Origin of the sequence: Pseudomonas sp. B21-012, assembly GCF_024749305.1 — a bacterium.
Classification (GTDB): domain Bacteria; phylum Pseudomonadota; class Gammaproteobacteria; order Pseudomonadales; family Pseudomonadaceae; genus Aquipseudomonas.
On the sequence record NZ_CP087197.1, the window covers coordinates 5,350,255 to 5,369,031 of the forward strand.

Genomic DNA, 18,777 nt, shown 5'->3' on the forward strand with positions numbered 1-18,777 from the left:
ACGCTCCCGATTCGCGTCACGTGTTATTCGGTTTCCAGATCGATATCGATACCGAGCGAACGAATCTCTTTGATCAACACGTTGAAGGACTCGGGCATGCCCGGCTCCATACGGTGATCGCCGTCCACGATGTTTTTGTACATCTTGGTCCGACCGTTCACGTCGTCCGACTTCACTGTGAGCATTTCTTGCAGGGTGTATGCCGCGCCGTATGCTTCCAGCGCCCACACTTCCATCTCCCCGAAACGCTGACCACCGAACTGCGCCTTACCACCCAGCGGCTGCTGGGTAACCAGGCTGTAAGAACCAGTGGAACGCGCGTGCATCTTGTCGTCCACCAAGTGGTTCAGCTTGAGCATGTACATGTAACCAACGGTCACATGACGCTCGAACTTGTTGCCGGTACGACCGTCGAACAGCTGCATCTGACCGCTTTCTGGCATGTCTGCCAGTTTCAGCATGGCCTTGATCTCGCTTTCCTTGGCACCGTCGAAGACTGGAGTGGCCATTGGCACACCGCCTTTGAGGTTCTTCGCCAGGTCCAGGATTTCCTGGTCGGAGAAGGTCTCCAGTTGTTCCTGACGACCACCGATCTCGTTGTAGATCTCGGTGAGGAACTTGCGCAGCTCGATGACCTTGCGCTGCTCTTCGAGCATGCGGTTGATCTTCTCGCCCAGACCTTTGGCCGCCAGGCCCAGGTGGGTTTCGAGGATCTGACCGACGTTCATACGCGATGGTACGCCCAACGGGTTGAGGACCACGTCGACCGGAGTACCGTTGGCGTCGTGCGGCATGTCTTCGACCGGCATGATCACCGAGACCACACCTTTGTTACCGTGACGGCCGGCCATCTTGTCGCCCGGCTGGATGCGGCGACGGATTGCCAGGTAGACCTTGACGATCTTCAGTACGCCCGGTGCCAGGTCATCGCCCTGCTGCAGCTTGCGCTTCTTGTCTTCGAACTTGTCGTCCAGCAGACGGCGACGATCAACGATGTAGGCCTGGGCCTTCTCGAGCTGCTCGTTCAGCGCGTCTTCGGCCATGCGCAGTTTGAACCACTGGCCGTGCTCCAGACCGTCCAGGACTTCGTTGGTGATCACAGTGCCTTTCTTCAGGCCTGCACCACCGTCGACAACCTGGCCGTTCAGGGCCGAACGCAGACGTTCGAAGGTTGCGCCTTCGACGATGCGGAACTCTTCGTTGAGGTCCTTGCGGATCTCGTCCAGTTGCATCTTTTCGATGGACAGCGCACGGCTGTCGCGCTCGACGCCATCACGGGTGAAGACCTGTACGTCGATGACAGTACCTTTGGTGCCGGTAGGCACGCGCAGGGAGGTGTCTTTAACGTCGCTGGCCTTCTCGCCGAAGATCGCGCGCAGCAGTTTTTCTTCCGGCGTCAGCTGGGTTTCGCCTTTTGGCGTGACCTTGCCGACCAGGATGTCGCCAGCGCCAACTTCAGCACCAACATAAACGATACCGGCTTCGTCCAGCTTGTTCAGCGCAGCTTCACCGACGTTCGGGATGTCCGCGGTGATTTCCTCTGGGCCAAGCTTGGTGTCACGGGCCACACAGGTCAGTTCCTGGATGTGGATCGTGGTGAAGCGGTCTTCCTGAACAACACGCTCGGACAGGCAGATGGAGTCTTCGAAGTTGAAGCCGTTCCACGCCATGAACGCGATGCGCATGTTCTGACCCAGCGCCAGTTCACCCATGTCGGTGGACGGGCCGTCGGCCATGATGTCGCCACGCTGAACCGCGTCACCCTTGTTAACCAGCGGACGCTGGTTGATGCAGGTGTTCTGGTTCGAACGGGTGTACTTGGTCAGGTTGTAGATGTCGACACCGGCTTCACCGGTTTCAACTTCGTCATCGGCAACGCGAACAACGATACGGCTGGCATCGACGGAGTCGATCACGCCGCCACGACGGGCCACGACGCAAACGCCGGAGTCACGGGCAACGTTGCGCTCCATGCCGGTACCGACCAGCGGCTTGTCGGCGCGCAGGGTTGGTACAGCCTGACGCTGCATGTTCGAACCCATCAACGCACGGTTGGCGTCGTCGTGCTCGAGGAACGGAATCAGCGACGCAGCAACCGAAACTACCTGCTTCGGCGAAACGTCCATCAGGGTGACGTCTTCCGGCGCCTTGACGGTGAATTCGTTCAGGTGACGAACAGCTACCAGCTCGTCGATCAGGTGCTTCTTCTCGTTCATCGTGGCCGAAGCCTGGGCGATGACGTGATCAGCTTCTTCGATCGCCGACAGGAACACGATGTCGTCGGTAACCACGCCCTCTTTCACCACGCGGTACGGGCTTTCCAGGAAGCCGTACTGGTTGGTGCGAGCGTACGCAGCCAGGGAGTTGATCAGACCGATGTTCGGACCTTCAGGGGTCTCGATCGGGCACACGCGGCCGTAGTGGGTCGGGTGTACGTCACGGACTTCGAAGCCTGCGCGCTCACGGGTCAGACCACCAGGGCCGAGTGCAGAAACACGACGCTTGTGGGTGATCTCGGACAGCGGGTTGTTCTGGTCCATGAACTGCGAGAGCTGGCTGGAGCCGAAGAACTCTTTCACCGCCGCCGCTACCGGCTTGGCGTTGATCAGGTCCTGAGGCATCAGGCCTTCGCTTTCAGCCATCGACAGACGTTCTTTGACCGCGCGCTCTACACGCACCAGGCCAACGCGGAACTGGTTCTCGGCCATCTCGCCAACGCAACGAACGCGACGGTTACCCAGGTGGTCGATGTCGTCGACGATGCCTTTGCCGTTACGGATGTCGACCAGGGTCTTGAGGACCTCGACGATATCTTCCTTGCTCAGCACGCCCGAACCTTCGATCTCGGTGCGACCGATACGACGGTTGAACTTCATGCGGCCTACGGCCGACAGGTCGTAACGCTCGGCGCTGAAGAACAGGTTGTTGAACAGGGTCTCGGCGGCATCCTTGGTTGGCGGCTCGCCAGGACGCATCATGCGATAGATCTCGACCAGCGCTTCCAGTTGGTTGCTGGTGGAGTCGATCTTCAGGGTATCCGAGATGAACGGACCGCAGTCGATGTCGTTGGTGTACAGGGTCTCGATGCGAACAACCTGGGCCTTGGCGATTTTCACCAGGACGTCGGTGCTCAGCTCGGTGTTGCACTCAGCCAGGATCTCGCCGGTAGCCGGGTGCACGATCGCCTTGGCGGTGGTGCGGCCCAGGACGTATTCCAGCGGCACGTCCAGCTGCTTGACGCCAGCTTTTTCCAGCTGGTTGATGTGGCGAGCGGTGATACGACGACCTTGCTCGACAATGACCTTGCCGGTTTCGTCATGGATGTCCATGACCGCAACTTCACCACGCAGGCGCTGAGGCACCAGCTCCAGGCTGAGCTTCTCGCCCGACACGTGGAAAACGTTGGTGGTGTAGAAAGCGTCCAGCACTTCTTCAGTGCTGTAGCCCAGCGCGCGCAGCAGAACCGACGCAGGCAGTTTGCGACGACGGTCGATACGGACGAATACACAGTCTTTCGGATCGAATTCGAAGTCCAGCCACGAGCCGCGGTAAGGAATGATCCGCGCCGAGTACAGCAGTTTGCCAGAGCTGTGCGTCTTGCCGCGGTCGTGATCGAAGAACACGCCCGGCGAACGGTGCAGCTGGGAAACGATAACACGCTCGGTACCGTTGATTACGAAGGTACCGTTTTCAGTCATCAGGGGGATTTCACCCATGTAGACTTCTTGCTCTTTGATGTCCTTGATCGCTTTGTTCGACGATTCTTTGTCGAAAATGATCAGGCGGACTTTTACCCGCAGCGGCACCGCGTAGGTCACGCCACGCAGTACGCATTCTTTGACATCAAAAGCCGGTTCGCCCAGACGATAGCCAACGTACTCCAGGGCAGCATTGCCGGAGTAGCTGATGATCGGGAAAACCGATTTGAAGGCCGCATGCAGGCCCACGTCGCGGAACTGATCTTTGGTCGCTCCCGCTTGCAAGAATTCACGATACGAATCCAGCTGGATGGCCAGGAGGTAAGGCACATCCATGACGTCCGGCAACTTGCTAAAGTCCTTGCGGATACGTTTTTTCTCAGTGTATGAGTAAGCCATCAGCGTTCCCCAGCTTGGTCACCTGCTTGTTTGGCTTCTCCCGACGGGAGCAGCCAGAAAATCGTGCAAACCCCTTGGTTTGCGCCACCATCATTGGTGGTTGCAGCTCGTTATCAGCGCCGACCTGGTCAGCTGCCAATAACGGAAAAAGGCCGGTGGCAAGAGCCACCAGCCATCAGCCTTTCGCTTGTCGCTCGGGCTGGAGACGCACAGTCGAAATTATTTCAGTTCGACGGTAGCGCCTGCTGCTTCCAGGTCAGCTTTAGCTTTGTCAGCGGCTTCTTTCGAAACGCCTTCAGCAACAACCTGAGGAGCGGTATCAACCTTTTCCTTGGCTTCTTTCAGGCCCAGGCCGGTCAGTTCGCGAACAGCCTTGATCACGTTTACTTTCTTGTCGCCAGCGGCAACCAGAACAACGTTGAACTCGGTTTGTTCTTCAACAACGGCAGCGGCAGCAGCTGGGCCAGCAGCGGCAACAGCAGCGGTAACGCCGAAGGTTTCTTCCATTGCTTTGATCAGCTCAACAACTTCCAGAACGGTTTTCTGGCCGATTGCTTCGATGATTTGCTCGTTAGTCAGAGACATGACTTAAATCCTGTATTGGGGTGACAGCCTACGCAGCCATCAAATTAAACGTATGATTTCGAAAGTGCTTTCTGCGCCTTAGGCTGCAGCAGCTTCTTTCTGGTCGCGAACGGCTGCCAGAGTACGAGCCAGCTTGCTGGTAGCGCCTTGGATCACGCTCATCAGCTTTGCAATAGCTTCGTCGCGGGTCGGCAGCGAAGCCAACACGTCGATCTGGTTTGCGGCAAGGAACTTGCCGTCGAACGCAGCTGCCTTGATCTCGAACTTGCTCTGACCCTTGGCGAATTCTGCGAACAGACGGGCAGCAGCGCCCGGGTGTTCGTTGGAGAACGCGATCAGGGTAGGGCCGGTGAAGGCGTCGTTGAGGACACTGAATTCAGTGTCAGCAACAGCACGCTTGAGCAGGGTGTTACGTACAACACGTACGTAAACGCCAGCTTCACGAGCCTCTTTACGGAGTCCGGTCATTGCGCCTACAGTCACGCCACGGGCATCAGCCACGACAGCAGACAGAGCGACTTTGGCAGCCTCGTTGACTTCAGCGACGATGGCCTTCTTGTCTTCGAGTTTAATTGCCACGGGTAAAACTCCTGCTTGTTACCGTTTCATCCAGCCGGGGCCGGATGTCGTTTTGGTGTCTGATTCGGTAAGGAACCAGGGGCACCATCTGCGTAGGCTTGTGGTTTAAGACTTGCGTCGCCTACGGTCTTGGATAGCCCCCGCCAGGCAGGGACCCCAATTTTTTCAACCTGGTGCGATCGCTCGCACCGGGTTTTGTCTTACGCGTTCAGCGAGCTCTGGTCGATGACCAGACCTGGGCCCATGGTGGTGCTCAGGGTAACGCGCTTGACGTAGATACCTTTCGAGGAAGCTGGCTTGATACGCTTCAGATCAGCGATCAGGGCTTCAACGTTTTCCTTCAGCTTGCCAGCTTCAAAGCCGATTTTGCCAACGGAGGTGTGGATGATGCCGTTTTTGTCGGTGCGATAACGAACCTGACCAGCCTTGGCGTTTTTAACCGCGGTGGCTACGTCTGGAGTTACGGTACCGACTTTCGGGTTAGGCATCAGGCCGCGAGGACCCAGAACCTGACCCAGCTGACCTACAACACGCATTGCGTCCGGGGAAGCAATAACGACGTCATAGTTCAGGTCGCCGCCTTTCATTTCGGCAGCCAGATCGTCCATACCAACGCGGTCAGCGCCGGCAGCCAGAGCGGCCTCGGCAGCAGGACCCTGGGTGAAGACAGCTACACGTACGGTCTTGCCAGTGCCGTGTGGCAGCACGGTAGCGCTACGTACGACCTGGTCGGATTTACGTGGGTCAACACCGAGGTTGACAGCAACGTCGAAGGATTCGCTGAACTTCACGGTGGACAGTTCGGCCAGCAGCACTGCTGCTTCTTCGAAGTTGTAGACTTTGCCTGCTTCGATTTTCGAAGCAATGGCCTTTTGGCGCTTGGTCAGCTTAGCCATTACACACCCTCCACGTTGAGGCCCATGCTGCGAGCGGAACCGGCGATGGTACGCACGGCCGCATCCATGTCAGCAGCGGTCAGATCAGCATTTTTGGTTTTTGCGATCTCTTCCAGCTGAGCACGGGTCACAGTACCGACTTTAACGGTGTTCGGACGTGCAGAACCGCTGGTCAGGCCAGCTGCTTTCTTCAGCAGAACCGAAGCAGGGGTGCTTTTGGTTTCGAAGGTGAAGCTGCGGTCACTGTAAACAGTGATGATCACAGGAGTCGGCAGGCCGGCTTCTTGACCCTGGGTACGGGCGTTGAAGGCCTTGCAGAATTCCATGATGTTCACACCGTGTTGACCCAGTGCTGGACCAACGGGTGGGCTTGGGTTGGCCTGGCCGGCCTTTACTTGCAGCTTGATGTAAGCCTGAATCTTCTTAGCCATGAGCTACTCCAATATCGGGTACGAACGCCAGATGGCTCCCCGGATGACTTGCGTTTTATCCCAGTGACGACAAAACCCCGCAGCACATAGGGCTGCGGGGTATGGGATGCTTTGTTCGGCTAGACCTTCTCGACCTGGCTGAACTCGAGCTCTACCGGGGTAGAGCGACCGAAAATAAGCACGGCCACTTGGATCCGGCTTTTCTCGTAGTTAACCTCTTCAACGGTACCGTTGAAATCAGCAAACGGACCATCGATAACACGGACCACTTCGCCCGGCTCGAACAGAGTCTTCGGCTTCGGCTTGTCGCTGCCATCGGCAACGCGACGCAGAATGGCCTCGGCTTCCTTGTCGGTGATCGGTGCAGGCTTGTCTGCAGTACCACCGATGAAGCCCATGACGCGAGGGGTGTCCTTGACCAAGTGCCAAGTCCCTTCGTTCATGTCCATTTGGACCAGCACATAACCTGGGAAGAACTTACGCTCGCTTTTGCGCTTCTGGCCATTGCGCATCTCAACCACTTCTTCAGTGGGGACCAGAATTTCGCCGAAGCCATCTTCCATGCCAGCCAGCTTTACGCGCTCGATCAGCGAGCGCATGACATGCTTCTCGTAACCCGAGTAAGCATGCACAACGTACCAACGCTTAGCCACGGGACACCCTTAGCCAACAATCAAGGAAATCAACCAACCCAGCAGGGAGTCGAGACCCCACAGCAGCAACGCCATCACCAGGACAACCGCCACTACGATGAGCGTGGTCTGCGTGGTTTCTTGGCGGGTTGGCCATACGACTTTACGAATCTCGGTGCGAGCTTCCTTTGCCAGCGCAAAGAACGACTTGCCTTTGGCGGTCTGCAGGGCAACAAAGCCAGCTACAGCAGCAAGGGCAAGCAGTGCAAGTACGCGGTACAGAATCGGCGAAGCAGAGTAATACTGGTTACCCACAACACCAACGACTACCAAAGCGACAACAGCCAGCCACTTGAGCAGATCAAAACGAGAGTCTTGGGCTTCAGCCTTGGGAGTCATCTAGGAAGATCCTGTGAAAAGAAAGCCAGACACACGAGGTGAATCTGGCAGGTCAGGAGGGAATCGAACCCCCAACCTACGGTTTTGGAGACCGTCGCTCTGCCAATTGAGCTACTGACCTAAAAGCTTATCAGGCCGACCATTATGCCGGCCTGATCGAGAGAAATCAACTACTTATTCGATAATCTTCGCTACTACGCCAGCGCCGACGGTACGACCGCCTTCACGGATAGCGAAACGCAGACCGTCTTCCATCGCGATGGTTTTGATCAGGGTAACAGTCATCTGAATGTTGTCACCTGGCATTACCATTTCAACGCCTTCTGGCAGCTCGCAGTTACCAGTCACGTCAGTAGTACGGAAGTAGAACTGTGGACGGTAGCCTTTGAAGAACGGAGTGTGACGGCCGCCTTCTTCTTTGCTCAGAACGTAAACTTCTGCGGTGAACTTGGTGTGCGGCTTGACCGAACCTGGCTTGACCAGAACCTGGCCACGCTCAACGTCGTCACGCTTGGTGCCGCGCAGCAGCACGCCGCAGTTCTCGCCAGCACGACCTTCGTCCAGCAGCTTGCGGAACATCTCAACACCGGTGCAGGTGGTGGTGGTGGTGTCACGCAGACCAACGATTTCCAGGGCGTCTTGAACGCGGACGATACCACGCTCGATACGACCGGTAACAACGGTACCACGACCCGAGATCGAGAATACGTCTTCGATTGGCATCAGGAACGGCTTGTCGATAGCGCGCTCAGGCTCTGGGATGTAGCTGTCCAGAGTCTCAACCAGCTTCTTGACAGCGGTGGTGCCCATTTCGTTGTCGTCTTTGCCTTCCAGCGCCATACGAGCCGAACCGATGATGATCGGGGTGTCGTCGCCTGGGAAGTCATAGGTGGACAGCAGGTCGCGAACTTCCATCTCGACCAGTTCCAGCAGCTCAGCGTCGTCTACCAGGTCAGCCTTGTTCAGGAAGACCACGATGTACGGAACGCCAACCTGACGGGACAGCAGGATGTGCTCACGGGTTTGTGGCATCGGACCATCGGCGGCCGAGCAAACCAGGATCGCGCCGTCCATCTGGGCAGCACCGGTGATCATGTTCTTCACGTAGTCAGCGTGACCTGGGCAGTCGACGTGAGCGTAGTGACGAATGTTCGAGTTGTACTCGACGTGTGCGGTGTTAATGGTGATACCGCGAGCTTTCTCTTCTGGAGCGCTGTCGATCTTGTCGAATTCAACGACGGCCGAACCGAAAACTTCGGAGCAGACGCGGGTCAGTGCCGCAGTCAGCGTGGTCTTGCCATGGTCAACGTGACCAATGGTGCCGACGTTTACGTGCGGCAGACTACGATCGAACTTTTCCTTAGCCATCGAGACAATCCTCAGCAATAAGAAACAAGCAAGTCAATATGACCATTAAAACAAAGGCAGATATTTTCATATCTGCCTTGTTATATGGAGCTCTTGAGCGGATTTGAACCGCTGACCTCACCCTTACCAAGGGTGTGCTCTACCAACTGAGCTACAAGAGCGTAACACTGTGCAACAACAGCAAACCTGGAGCGGGTAGCGGGAATCGAACCCGCATCATCAGCTTGGAAGGCTGAGGTTCTACCACTAAACTATACCCGCGGAGCTTGCGGCTCTCGCTAAAACTGGTGGAGGGAGAAGGATTCGAACCTTCGAAGCTCTCGCAACGGATTTACAGTCCGTCCCCTTTGACCGCTCGGGAATCCCTCCAGAATTGGCCGGCATTCTATTCAGATACCGATCAAGTGTCAAGCGTTTTTTCAAATTTTTTCAATCAAATCTGAAACTTAGCTGCTTTAACACCGCTTCCAGCTCTACCACCTCAGTGGTGTTCCCTGTGAAGCGGGCGCCATTCTATCAAGCTATTCGCCAGTTGCAATACCCTCGCACAACATTATTTTATGTTTTAAGTCTTTGAAATCATGGGAAAGTGTCCCGAGCACGGTTTGGTCCAGCAAACGCTGGCTCTGGGGCGCAATCTGCAACCACAAACCCGTGCTGTCCCCCAGGCGGCCGGTCACCGGAGCAGCAGCGATATCCAGGGTCAGCAAGCGCTGACGCAGCGCTTTAAGCTGATCCTGGCCCACCAAGCCACCTACATAGAGGCACTCCTGGCCACGCTCGGGCGCAGTTTTACCCTTGCTCGACTCGCTCAGCAGACGAATATCCTGCTGATTTCCCTTGTATAGCGACAACGGCGCCACTTCCTTGGCCTTCAACGGCGCTTCCTGCTGGTGCCAGACGTAATAAAAGACGTTGAGCACCACCAACAACAGAAACAACCAACGCATAGGCACCTCAATCCAGGGGACAAGCCATGGCCAGGCCAACAAATACCAGGTCCGGAACCACCCGGGCCTGTGGAGCGGCCTTTTGCACCAGGAGCGCATCGCCCCCGGTCAGCAACACAGTGAAATCATCACCCCACAACTCATGGGCATGCTCAAGCTGCGAGCGGACAAAGCCCTGAAGCATGTGCACGCAGCCACGCTCTACCGCCTCGACGGTAGAACGCCCAGGGGCAAGGCTCGACAGTGCGCGCTCAGCGGAGGCATCGTCATAGCGGATGCGTCGGGTGTGGGTACGCAGCTGGCTACGCATCAACGGCATGCCCGGGCAGATGAAGCCACCCAGGTGCTCGCCGTCGGCCGAAACGAAGTCAGCCTTGGCCGCCGTACCGAAATCCATCACCAGACACGCGCCACGGGCCAAGTGAAAGCCGCCCAGCACCGCAAGCCAGCGATCCAGGCCGAGGCGCTGGTAATCTTCATAGCCATTGCGTACGCCAGCGACCTCCCTGGCAGGCTGAGCCACCACGACGCTCAAGCCAAAATGCTGGGCGAGCAGCGCCGAAAGGCCAGCGGTCTCCTCCTCACTTCTGACACTGACCAGGCGGCAGCGCCGGGGCGCTGCAGGGAGCGCCGTGACGGCAGCCACCAGGGCCTGATCGGAGTCCACAATGCCGCCGGCAATAACGGCGCCCTCAGTAGCGCTGATGACTCGCCACTTGATAAAGCTGTTGCCACAATCGAGCTCAAGAATCATCACGCAACCTCAAACTGAGCTCACCACCGCTAAAGCTCTTTTCAACACCATCGACCTCGAGCCGCAGCGCCCCTTGCCGGTCAATGCCTAGAACAATTCCGTCAATCCGGTTGACTCCGGCAATCAAGGACACCGCAGCCCCCTGCCACAGATGGGATTGTTCCCACTCGGCCTGGAACGCGGCGAATCCGGATTGCCGATGGCGCTGCAGATCCTGCTGCAGGTTCTGACTGAGCGCAGCCACCAGTTTATTACGATCGACTGCCACCCCTGTCTCACGACGCACTGACGTCCACAACTGATCGATCTGCTCGTTGACCTGCATGTTGACGTTGATACCAATCCCCAGCACGACGTGACAGACGTCCGCAGGATCTCCGACCAGTTCCAGGAGGATACCGGCGATCTTCTGATTGTTTACCAGAACATCATTCGGCCATTTCAGTCCTGCGCCGGCAACACCAAAGGCCTGCAGCGTACGCATTACCGCCAGGCCAACCACCAGGCTCAGACCTTCCAGCTGGCGCATGCCGCCTTCAATACGCAACACCAGGCTGTAATAGAGGTTTTCCGCGAATGGGCTGACCCACTGACGACCGCGTCGGCCGCGCCCCGCCGCCTGACGCTCAGCCAGCACCAGGAACGGCGCAGCCTGGCCTTCGCTGATTGAGCGCAGGGCCTGGGCATTGGTCGAGTCGATGGATTCGAATATCAATACTGGCCATTGTTCGCCCTGGGAAAGCTCGGCTATGGCCGATTCTTCCAGCAACGACAACGGCGTGGCCAACTGGTAGCCGCGGCCACGGACTTTATGAATGGGCAGGTTCAGCTCAGCCTCAAGAAGCTGTAATTGCTTCCAGACAGCGGCGCGACTGACGCCCAAGGCTGCGCCCAGGTCTTGCCCGGAATGGAACCGGCCATCCTTGAGGAGCTTCAACAACTTCAGCATGCCAATCTCGACTCACAATGAGGAGGGCATGATAGCCATGCAGGTGGGGATTGCATAGAAAACTGAGCTGTAGGAATGGCCCTCTGTGGTCACCGCCCACAGAGGAAACAGCCAGAAAGACAAAACCCCTACCTGCATATGCAGATAGGGGTTTCGGAATTTAATCTTGACGATGACCTACTCTCACATGGGGAAACCCCACACTACCATCGGCGATGCATCGTTTCACTGCTGAGTTCGGGATGGGATCAGGTGGTTCCAATGCTCTATGGTCGTCAAGAAATTCTGTTGCGAGAAGGTCTTGTTTAAGACACTCCAGCGAATCGGGTATGTGATGTTTGTGAGTTACAAATCTTCGGCTGTGCAGTCTTCACAACACCGCAATCTGGCTTTCGCTCAAATTGCTTGGGTGTTATATGGTCAAGCCTCACGGGCAATTAGTATTGGTTAGCTCAACGCCTCACAGCGCTTACACACCCAACCTATCAACGTCGTAGTCTTCGACGGCCCTTCAGGGAGCTCAAGGCTCCAGTGAGATCTCATCTTGAGGCAAGTTTCCCGCTTAGATGCTTTCAGCGGTTATCTCTTCCGAACATAGCTACCCGGCAATGCCACTGGCGTGACAACCGGAACACCAGAGGTTCGTCCACTCCGGTCCTCTCGTACTAGGAGCAGCCCCTCTCAAATCTCAAACGTCCACGGCAGATAGGGACCGAACTGTCTCACGACGTTCTAAACCCAGCTCGCGTACCACTTTAAATGGCGAACAGCCATACCCTTGGGACCGGCTTCAGCCCCAGGATGTGATGAGCCGACATCGAGGTGCCAAACACCGCCGTCGATATGAACTCTTGGGCGGTATCAGCCTGTTATCCCCGGAGTACCTTTTATCCGTTGAGCGATGGCCCTTCCATACAGAACCACCGGATCACTAAGACCTACTTTCGTACCTGCTCGACGTGTCTGTCTCGCAGTCAAGCGCGCTTTTGCCTTTATACTCTACGACCGATTTCCGACCGGTCTGAGCGCACCTTCGTACTCCTCCGTTACTCTTTAGGAGGAGACCGCCCCAGTCAAACTACCCACCATACACTGTCCTCGATCCGGATAACGGACCTGAGTTAGAACCTCAAAGTTGCCAGGGTGGTATTTCAAGGATGGCTCCACGCGAACTGGCGTCCACGCTTCAAAGCCTCCCACCTATCCTACACAAGCAAATTCAAAGTCCAGTGCAAAGCTATAGTAAAGGTTCACGGGGTCTTTCCGTCTAGCCGCGGATACACTGCATCTTCACAGCGATTTCAATTTCACTGAGTCTCGGGTGGAGACAGCGCCGCCATCGTTACGCCATTCGTGCAGGTCGGAACTTACCCGACAAGGAATTTCGCTACCTTAGGACCGTTATAGTTACGGCCGCCGTTTACCGGGGCTTCGATCAAGAGCTTCGCGTTAGCTAACCCCATCAATTAACCTTCCGGCACCGGGCAGGCGTCACACCCTATACGTCCACTTTCGTGTTTGCAGAGTGCTGTGTTTTTAATAAACAGTCGCAGCGGCCTGGTATCTTCGACCGGCATGGGCTTACGGAGCAAGTCCTTCACCCTCACCGGCGCACCTTCTCCCGAAGTTACGGTGCCATTTTGCCTAGTTCCTTCACCCGAGTTCTCTCAAGCGCCTTGGTATTCTCTACCCAACCACCTGTGTCGGTTTGGGGTACGGTTCCTGGTTATCTGAAGCTTAGAAGCTTTTCTTGGAAGCATGGCATCAACCACTTCGTCGCCTAATGGCAACTCGTCATCAGCTCTCGGCCTTAAGATCCCGGATTTACCTAAGATCTCAGCCTACCACCTTAAACTTGGACAACCAACGCCAAGCTGGCCTAGCCTTCTCCGTCCCTCCATCGCAATAACCAGAAGTACAGGAATATTAACCTGTTTTCCATCGACTACGCTTTTCAGCCTCGCCTTAGGGACCGACTAACCCTGCGTCGATTAACGTTGCGCAGGAAACCTTGGTCTTTCGGCGTGGGAGTTTTTCACTCCCATTGTCGTTACTCATGTCAGCATTCGCACTTCTGATACCTCCAGCAAGCTTCTCAACTCACCTTCACAGGCTTACAGAACGCTCCTCTACCGCATCACCTAAGTGATACCCGTAGCTTCGGTGTATGGTTTGAGCCCCGTTACATCTTCCGCGCAGGCCGACTCGACTAGTGAGCTATTACGCTTTCTTTAAAGGGTGGCTGCTTCTAAGCCAACCTCCTAGCTGTCTAAGCCTTCCCACATCGTTTCCCACTTAACCATAACTTTGGGACCTTAGCTGACGGTCTGGGTTGTTTCCCTTTTCACGACGGACGTTAGCACCCGCCGTGTGTCTCCCATGCTCGGCACTTGTAGGTATTCGGAGTTTGCATCGGTTTGGTAAGTCGGGATGACCCCCTAGCCGAAACAGTGCTCTACCCCCTACAGTGATACATGAGGCGCTACCTAAATAGCTTTCGAGGAGAACCAGCTATCTCCGAGCTTGATTAGCCTTTCACTCCGATCCACAGGTCATCCGCTAACTTTTCAACGGTAGTCGGTTCGGTCCTCCAGTCAGTGTTACCTAACCTTCAACCTGCCCATGGATAGATCGCCCGGTTTCGGGTCTATACCCAGCGACTAAACGCCCTATTAAGACTCGCTTTCGCTACGCCTCCCCTATTCGGTTAAGCTCGCCACTGAATATAAGTCGCTGACCCATTATACAAAAGGTACGCAGTCACCTAACAAAGTAGGCTCCCACTGCTTGTACGCATACGGTTTCAGGATCTATTTCACTCCCCTCTCCGGGGTTCTTTTCGCCTTTCCCTCACGGTACTGGTTCACTATCGGTCAGTCAGTAGTATTTAGCCTTGGAGGATGGTCCCCCCATATTCAGACAAAGTTTCTCGTGCTCCGTCCTACTCGATTTCATGACTAAGAGATTTTCGCGTACAGGGCTATCACCCACTATGGCCGCACTTTCCAGAGCGTTCCGCTAATCTCAAAGCCACTTAAGGGCTAGTCCCCGTTCGCTCGCCACTACTAAGGGAATCTCGGTTGATTTCTTTTCCTCAGGGTACTTAGATGTTTCAGTTCCCCTGGTTCGCCTCTTGCACCTATGTATTCAGTACAAGATACTCAGCTTATGCTGAGTGGGTTCCCCCATTCAGAGATCTCCGGATCAAAGTCTGTTTGCCGACTCCCCGAAGCTTATCGCAGGCTACCACGTCTTTCATCGCCTCTGACTGCCAAGGCATCCACCGTATGCGCTTCTTCACTTGACCATATAACCCCAAGCAATCTGGTTATACTGTGAAGACAACATTCGCCGAAAACTTGTAATTACTCACAAATTTTACCTTAGCCTGAACACACACCAGTGAAAGTGCTGTCCAGTCTATCTTTCTATCACACACCCAAATTTTTAAAGAACGATTCTGAAAAAGTTCAGAAATCAATATTCGACGCGAATATTCATTTCTAAGCTTTGACACGGTAGCAAGGGGTGGTGGAGCCAAGCGGGATCGAACCGCTGACCTCCTGCGTGCAAGGCAGGCGCTCTCCCAGCTGAGCTATGGCCCCAACAAGAAACTGGTGGGTCTGGGCAGATTCGAACTGCCGACCTCACCCTTATCAGGGGTGCGCTCTAACCAACTGAGCTACAGACCCAGTTAAGAGCTGTTACCGATATCGTCTTCTTCAATGAATCAAGCAATTCGTGTGGGAGCTCATAAGACAGCTGATGTCTGTCGATTAAGGAGGTGATCCAGCCGCAGGTTCCCCTACGGCTACCTTGTTACGACTTCACCCCAGTCATGAATCACACCGTGGTAACCGTCCTCCCGAAGGTTAGACTAGCTACTTCTGGTGCAACCCACTCCCATGGTGTGACGGGCGGTGTGTACAAGGCCCGGGAACGTATTCACCGCGACATTCTGATTCGCGATTACTAGCGATTCCGACTTCACGCAGTCGAGTTGCAGACTGCGATCCGGACTACGATCGGTTTTGTGAGATTAGCTCCACCTCGCGGCTTGGCAACCCTCTGTACCGACCATTGTAGCACGTGTGTAGCCCAGGCCGTAAGGGCCATGATGACTTGACGTCATCCCCACCTTCCTCCGGTTTGTCACCGGCAGTCTCCTTAGAGTGCCCACCATAACGTGCTGGTAACTAAGGACAAGGGTTGCGCTCGTTACGGGACTTAACCCAACATCTCACGACACGAGCTGACGACAGCCATGCAGCACCTGTGTCAGAGTTCCCGAAGGCACCAATCCATCTCTGGAAAGTTCTCTGCATGTCAAGGCCTGGTAAGGTTCTTCGCGTTGCTTCGAATTAAACCACATGCTCCACCGCTTGTGCGGGCCCCCGTCAATTCATTTGAGTTTTAACCTTGCGGCCGTACTCCCCAGGCGGTCAACTTAATGCGTTAGCTGCGCCACTAAAATCTCAAGGATTCCAACGGCTAGTTGACATCGTTTACGGCGTGGACTACCAGGGTATCTAATCCTGTTTGCTCCCCACGCTTTCGCACCTCAGTGTCAGTATGAGCCCAGGTGGTCGCCTTCGCCACTGGTGTTCCTTCCTATATCTACGCATTTCACCGCTACACAGGAAATTCCACCACCCTCTGCCCTACTCTAGCTCGCCAGTTTTGGATGCAGTTCCCAGGTTGAGCCCGGGGATTTCACATCCAACTTAACGAACCACCTACGCGCGCTTTACGCCCAGTAATTCCGATTAACGCTTGCACCCTCTGTATTACCGCGGCTGCTGGCACAGAGTTAGCCGGTGCTTATTCTGTCGGTAACGTCAAAATACTCACGTATTAGGTAAGTACCCTTCCTCCCAACTTAAAGTGCTTTACAATCCGAAGACCTTCTTCACACACGCGGCATGGCTGGATCAGGCTTTCGCCCATTGTCCAATATTCCCCACTGCTGCCTCCCGTAGGAGTCTGGACCGTGTCTCAGTTCCAGTGTGACTGATCATCCTCTCAGACCAGTTACGGATCGTCGCCTTGGTGAGCCATTACCTCACCAACTAGCTAATCCGACCTAGGCTCATCTGATAGCGCAAGGCCCGAAGGTCCCCTGCTTTCTCCCGTAGGACGTATGCGGTATTAGCGTTCCTTTCGAAACGTTGTCCCCCACTACCAGGCAGATTCCTAGGTATTACTCACCCGTCCGCCGCTGAATCGAAGAGCAAGCTCTTCTCATCCGCTCGACTTGCATGTGTTAGGCCTGCCGCCAGCGTTCAATCTGAGCCATGATCAAACTCTTCAGTTCAATACTGCTTGGGTTTTGAGAAAACCCTAAACTTGGCTCAGCAATCTCAAATGACTTACTTTCAAATCTTTCGATTTTCGTGTAGCCACTTGTGATGCTGATAATCTTTTTGACTATCAGTCTGAGCTCACAAGCACCCACACGAATTGCTTGATTCAGTTGTTAAAGAGCGGTTGGTTAAGAGCTTTTCGCCTCAACCGAGGCGCGCATTCTACGCTTTCCTCAGAGCCTGTCAAGCGTTTATTTTGAAGTTTTTCGTTTCACTTCAAACACTTGACTCGCTGCGATCTCTCGTAGCGGGAGGCGAATTCTACAGCGTTTCAAACCGCTGTCAACTGCCTTTTTCACCGCTGCCGATCTTTCGATCGAAGCACCTCCGGATGACCCTGGAACCGATAACTCTTTGAAACTCAAGGAGTTTTCAGTTCCGACTGCGCCGGAAGTGGGGCGAATTATAGAGAGATCTGCAGGGGCGTCAAGGACTTATTTCAACTTTGTTTCAGAAGGGGCGTTTTGGCTATAAGCAGCAAGCTTCAAGCTACAAGTAAAAGCAGCATCACCGCGCCCAACTTGTAGCCTGCAGCTTATAGCTTGCCACTACCGCCTACTCAGCCTTGAGGGTAACCCGGGCAAATGCCTTCTTGCCCGCCTGGCATACATGGGTCGCGCCAAGTGCAAACATGAAATCACGATCAACCACCGCACCGTCGACCTTCACCGCGCCGCCATTGAGCAGATCCCGCGCCATCGCCGAGTTCTTCACCAGACCCGCGCGGTTCAACACGGCAGCGATCGGCAAGCCTTCAGCCGCAGAGACCTCAACCTCAGGCAGATCCTCCGGCAACTCGCCCTCTTTCATACGGTTACCTGCCGCGCGGTGAGCATTGGCAGCAGCCTCCTCGCCATGGAAGCGGGCAACGATCTCTTCCGCCAGCTTGATCTTGATGTCACGCGGGTTTGCGCCATTGGCGACATCGGCACGCAACTGCTCGATCTCTTCCATGGAACGGAAGCTCAGCAGCTCGAAGTAACGCCACATCAGGGTATCAGGAATCGACACGAGCTTGCTGTACATCACCCCGGGGGCTTCCTGGATGCCGACATAATTGCCCAGGGACTTGGACATCTTCTTCACGCCGTCGAGCCCTTCGAGCAGCGGCATGGTCACGATGTTCTGTGCTTCCTGGCCGTAAGCACGTTGCAGCTCGCGCCCCATCAGCAGGTTGAACTTCTGGTCGGTACCGCCGAGCTCGACGTCGCACTTGAGTGCCACCGAGTCATAACCCTGCACCAGCGGATAGAGGAACTCATGGATCGCGATCGGCTGGTTGGTGGTGTAGCGCTTGTCGAAGTCGTCGCGCTCGAGCATGCGCGCCACGGTGTACTGCGACGCCAGGCGAATGAAGTCGGCCGGGGTGAGCTTGTCCATCCAGGTGGAGTTGAACGCGACTTCGGTCTTGGCCGGGTCGAGAATCTTGAACACCTGCTGTTTATAGGTCTCGGCGTTATCCAGTACCTGCTCGCGGGTCAGCGGCGGACGGGTAGCGCTCTTGCCGCTCGGGTCACCGATCATGCCGGTGAAGTCGCCAATCAGGAAGATCACCTGGTGACCCAGGTCCTGGAACTGGCGCAGCTTGTTGATCAGGACGGTATGCCCCAGGTGCAGGTCAGGCGCAGTCGGGTCAAAACCCGCCTTGATCCGCAGCGGCTGCCCGCGCTTGAGCTTCTCGACCAACTCGGACTCGACCAGTACCTCTTCCGCTCCACGCTTGATCAGCGCTAGCTGCTCTTCAACCGACTTCATAACAGACCCGTAAGGCTCA

General features: G+C 55.6%; 12 protein-coding genes, 6 tRNA genes and 3 rRNA genes. All 21 read right to left on the reverse strand.

All coding sequences use genetic code 11. From position 1 onward, the window contains the following. Nucleotides 1–23: 23 nt before the first annotated feature. On the reverse strand, nucleotides 24–4,097 hold the full coding sequence (gene rpoB, locus LOY37_RS24605) for a DNA-directed RNA polymerase subunit beta (RefSeq protein ID WP_045202245.1): 4,074 nt from the start codon (nucleotides 4,095–4,097) through the stop codon (nucleotides 24–26). 219 nt (nucleotides 4,098–4,316) lie between these two features. Next, complete coding sequence (gene rplL, locus LOY37_RS24610; protein ID WP_043861936.1) at nucleotides 4,317–4,682, reverse strand: 50S ribosomal protein L7/L12; 366 nt, start codon at nucleotides 4,680–4,682, stop codon at nucleotides 4,317–4,319. Nucleotides 4,683–4,760: 78 nt separating this feature from the next. Continuing rightward, on the reverse strand, nucleotides 4,761–5,261 hold the full coding sequence (gene rplJ, locus LOY37_RS24615; RefSeq protein WP_045190247.1) for a 50S ribosomal protein L10: 501 nt from the start codon (nucleotides 5,259–5,261) through the stop codon (nucleotides 4,761–4,763). Nucleotides 5,262–5,461: 200 nt separating this feature from the next. Beyond that, nucleotides 5,462–6,157, reverse strand: a complete 696-nt coding sequence (gene rplA, locus LOY37_RS24620) for a 50S ribosomal protein L1 (protein WP_045202241.1) — start codon at nucleotides 6,155–6,157, stop codon at nucleotides 5,462–5,464. Beyond that, nucleotides 6,157–6,588 (reverse strand): 50S ribosomal protein L11, encoded by a 432-nt coding sequence (rplK, locus tag LOY37_RS24625; RefSeq protein WP_010220295.1) that lies wholly within the window; start codon nucleotides 6,586–6,588, stop codon nucleotides 6,157–6,159. Before rplK ends, rplA begins: the two co-directional genes overlap by 1 nt. Nucleotides 6,589–6,707: 119 nt before the next feature. Further along, the gene (gene nusG, locus LOY37_RS24630) at nucleotides 6,708–7,241 is read right to left on the reverse strand and encodes a transcription termination/antitermination protein NusG (protein WP_010220294.1); all 534 of its coding nucleotides are present in this window, start codon (nucleotides 7,239–7,241) and stop codon (nucleotides 6,708–6,710) included. Between the two features lie 9 nt (nucleotides 7,242–7,250). Further along, the gene (secE, locus tag LOY37_RS24635; RefSeq protein WP_045202238.1) at nucleotides 7,251–7,619 is read right to left on the reverse strand and encodes a preprotein translocase subunit SecE; all 369 of its coding nucleotides are present in this window, start codon (nucleotides 7,617–7,619) and stop codon (nucleotides 7,251–7,253) included. A gap of 45 nt (nucleotides 7,620–7,664) precedes the next feature. Further along, nucleotides 7,665–7,740 (reverse strand) — tRNA-Trp (locus tag LOY37_RS24640). A 53-nt stretch (nucleotides 7,741–7,793) separates the two neighbouring features. Then, entirely contained in the window at nucleotides 7,794–8,987 is a 1,194-nt protein-coding gene (tuf, locus tag LOY37_RS24645) for an elongation factor Tu (RefSeq protein ID WP_010220303.1), read from the reverse strand. A gap of 85 nt (nucleotides 8,988–9,072) precedes the next feature. Next, nucleotides 9,073–9,148, reverse strand: a tRNA-Thr gene (locus LOY37_RS24650). Between the two features lie 26 nt (nucleotides 9,149–9,174). Next, nucleotides 9,175–9,248: transfer RNA gene (locus LOY37_RS24655), tRNA-Gly, on the reverse strand. 24 nt (nucleotides 9,249–9,272) lie between these two features. Then, nucleotides 9,273–9,356 (reverse strand) — tRNA-Tyr (locus tag LOY37_RS24660). Nucleotides 9,357–9,508: 152 nt separating this feature from the next. Continuing rightward, nucleotides 9,509–9,937 carry a hypothetical protein gene (locus LOY37_RS24665; protein WP_045202405.1) on the reverse strand — a complete coding sequence of 143 codons (429 nt, stop codon included), beginning with the start codon at nucleotides 9,935–9,937 and terminating at the stop codon, nucleotides 9,509–9,511. A gap of 7 nt (nucleotides 9,938–9,944) precedes the next feature. Then, on the reverse strand, nucleotides 9,945–10,691 hold the full coding sequence (locus LOY37_RS24670) for a pantothenate kinase (protein WP_258715917.1): 747 nt from the start codon (nucleotides 10,689–10,691) through the stop codon (nucleotides 9,945–9,947). Then, entirely contained in the window at nucleotides 10,681–11,640 is a 960-nt protein-coding gene (gene birA / locus LOY37_RS24675) for a bifunctional biotin--[acetyl-CoA-carboxylase] ligase/biotin operon repressor BirA (RefSeq protein WP_258595105.1), read from the reverse strand. The genes LOY37_RS24670 and birA overlap by 11 nt, the downstream gene beginning before the upstream one ends. A gap of 164 nt (nucleotides 11,641–11,804) precedes the next feature. Beyond that, nucleotides 11,805–11,920, reverse strand: a 5S ribosomal RNA gene (rrf, locus tag LOY37_RS24680). A gap of 136 nt (nucleotides 11,921–12,056) precedes the next feature. Further along, a 23S ribosomal RNA gene (locus LOY37_RS24685) occupies nucleotides 12,057–14,947 on the reverse strand. Nucleotides 14,948–15,169: 222 nt separating this feature from the next. Continuing rightward, nucleotides 15,170–15,245: transfer RNA gene (locus LOY37_RS24690), tRNA-Ala, on the reverse strand. 10 nt (nucleotides 15,246–15,255) lie between these two features. After that, nucleotides 15,256–15,332, reverse strand: a tRNA-Ile gene (locus LOY37_RS24695). A gap of 85 nt (nucleotides 15,333–15,417) precedes the next feature. Next, nucleotides 15,418–16,954: ribosomal RNA gene (locus LOY37_RS24700) — 16S ribosomal RNA — on the reverse strand. The 16S, 23S and 5S rRNA genes sit together here with 2 tRNA genes alongside, the layout of an rRNA operon. Before the next feature lie 604 nt (nucleotides 16,955–17,558). Next, the gene (gene tyrS / locus LOY37_RS24705; RefSeq protein ID WP_045199348.1) at nucleotides 17,559–18,758 is read right to left on the reverse strand and encodes a tyrosine--tRNA ligase; all 1,200 of its coding nucleotides are present in this window, start codon (nucleotides 18,756–18,758) and stop codon (nucleotides 17,559–17,561) included. Nucleotides 18,759–18,777: the final 19 nt, after the last annotated feature.

Coding starts and splice junctions, on each gene's coding strand:
- rpoB (WP_045202245.1), bottom strand. CDS start 4,097: ATGGCTTACTCATACACTGAGAAAAAACGTATCCGCAAGGACTTTAGC.
- rplL (WP_043861936.1), bottom strand. CDS start 4,682: ATGTCTCTGACTAACGAGCAAATCATCGAAGCAATCGGCCAGAAAACC.
- rplA (WP_045202241.1), bottom strand. CDS start 6,157: ATGGCTAAGCTGACCAAGCGCCAAAAGGCCATTGCTTCGAAAATCGAA.
- rplK (WP_010220295.1), bottom strand. CDS start 6,588: ATGGCTAAGAAGATTCAGGCTTACATCAAGCTGCAAGTAAAGGCCGGC.
- secE (WP_045202238.1), bottom strand. CDS start 7,619: ATGACTCCCAAGGCTGAAGCCCAAGACTCTCGTTTTGATCTGCTCAAG.
- tuf (WP_010220303.1), bottom strand. CDS start 8,987: ATGGCTAAGGAAAAGTTCGATCGTAGTCTGCCGCACGTAAACGTCGGC.
- LOY37_RS24665 (WP_045202405.1), bottom strand. CDS start 9,937: ATGCGTTGGTTGTTTCTGTTGTTGGTGGTGCTCAACGTCTTTTATTAC.
- LOY37_RS24670 (WP_258715917.1), bottom strand. CDS start 10,691: ATGATTCTTGAGCTCGATTGTGGCAACAGCTTTATCAAGTGGCGAGTC.
- birA (WP_258595105.1), bottom strand. CDS start 11,640: ATGCTGAAGTTGTTGAAGCTCCTCAAGGATGGCCGGTTCCATTCCGGG.
- tyrS (WP_045199348.1), bottom strand. CDS start 18,758: ATGAAGTCGGTTGAAGAGCAGCTAGCGCTGATCAAGCGTGGAGCGGAA.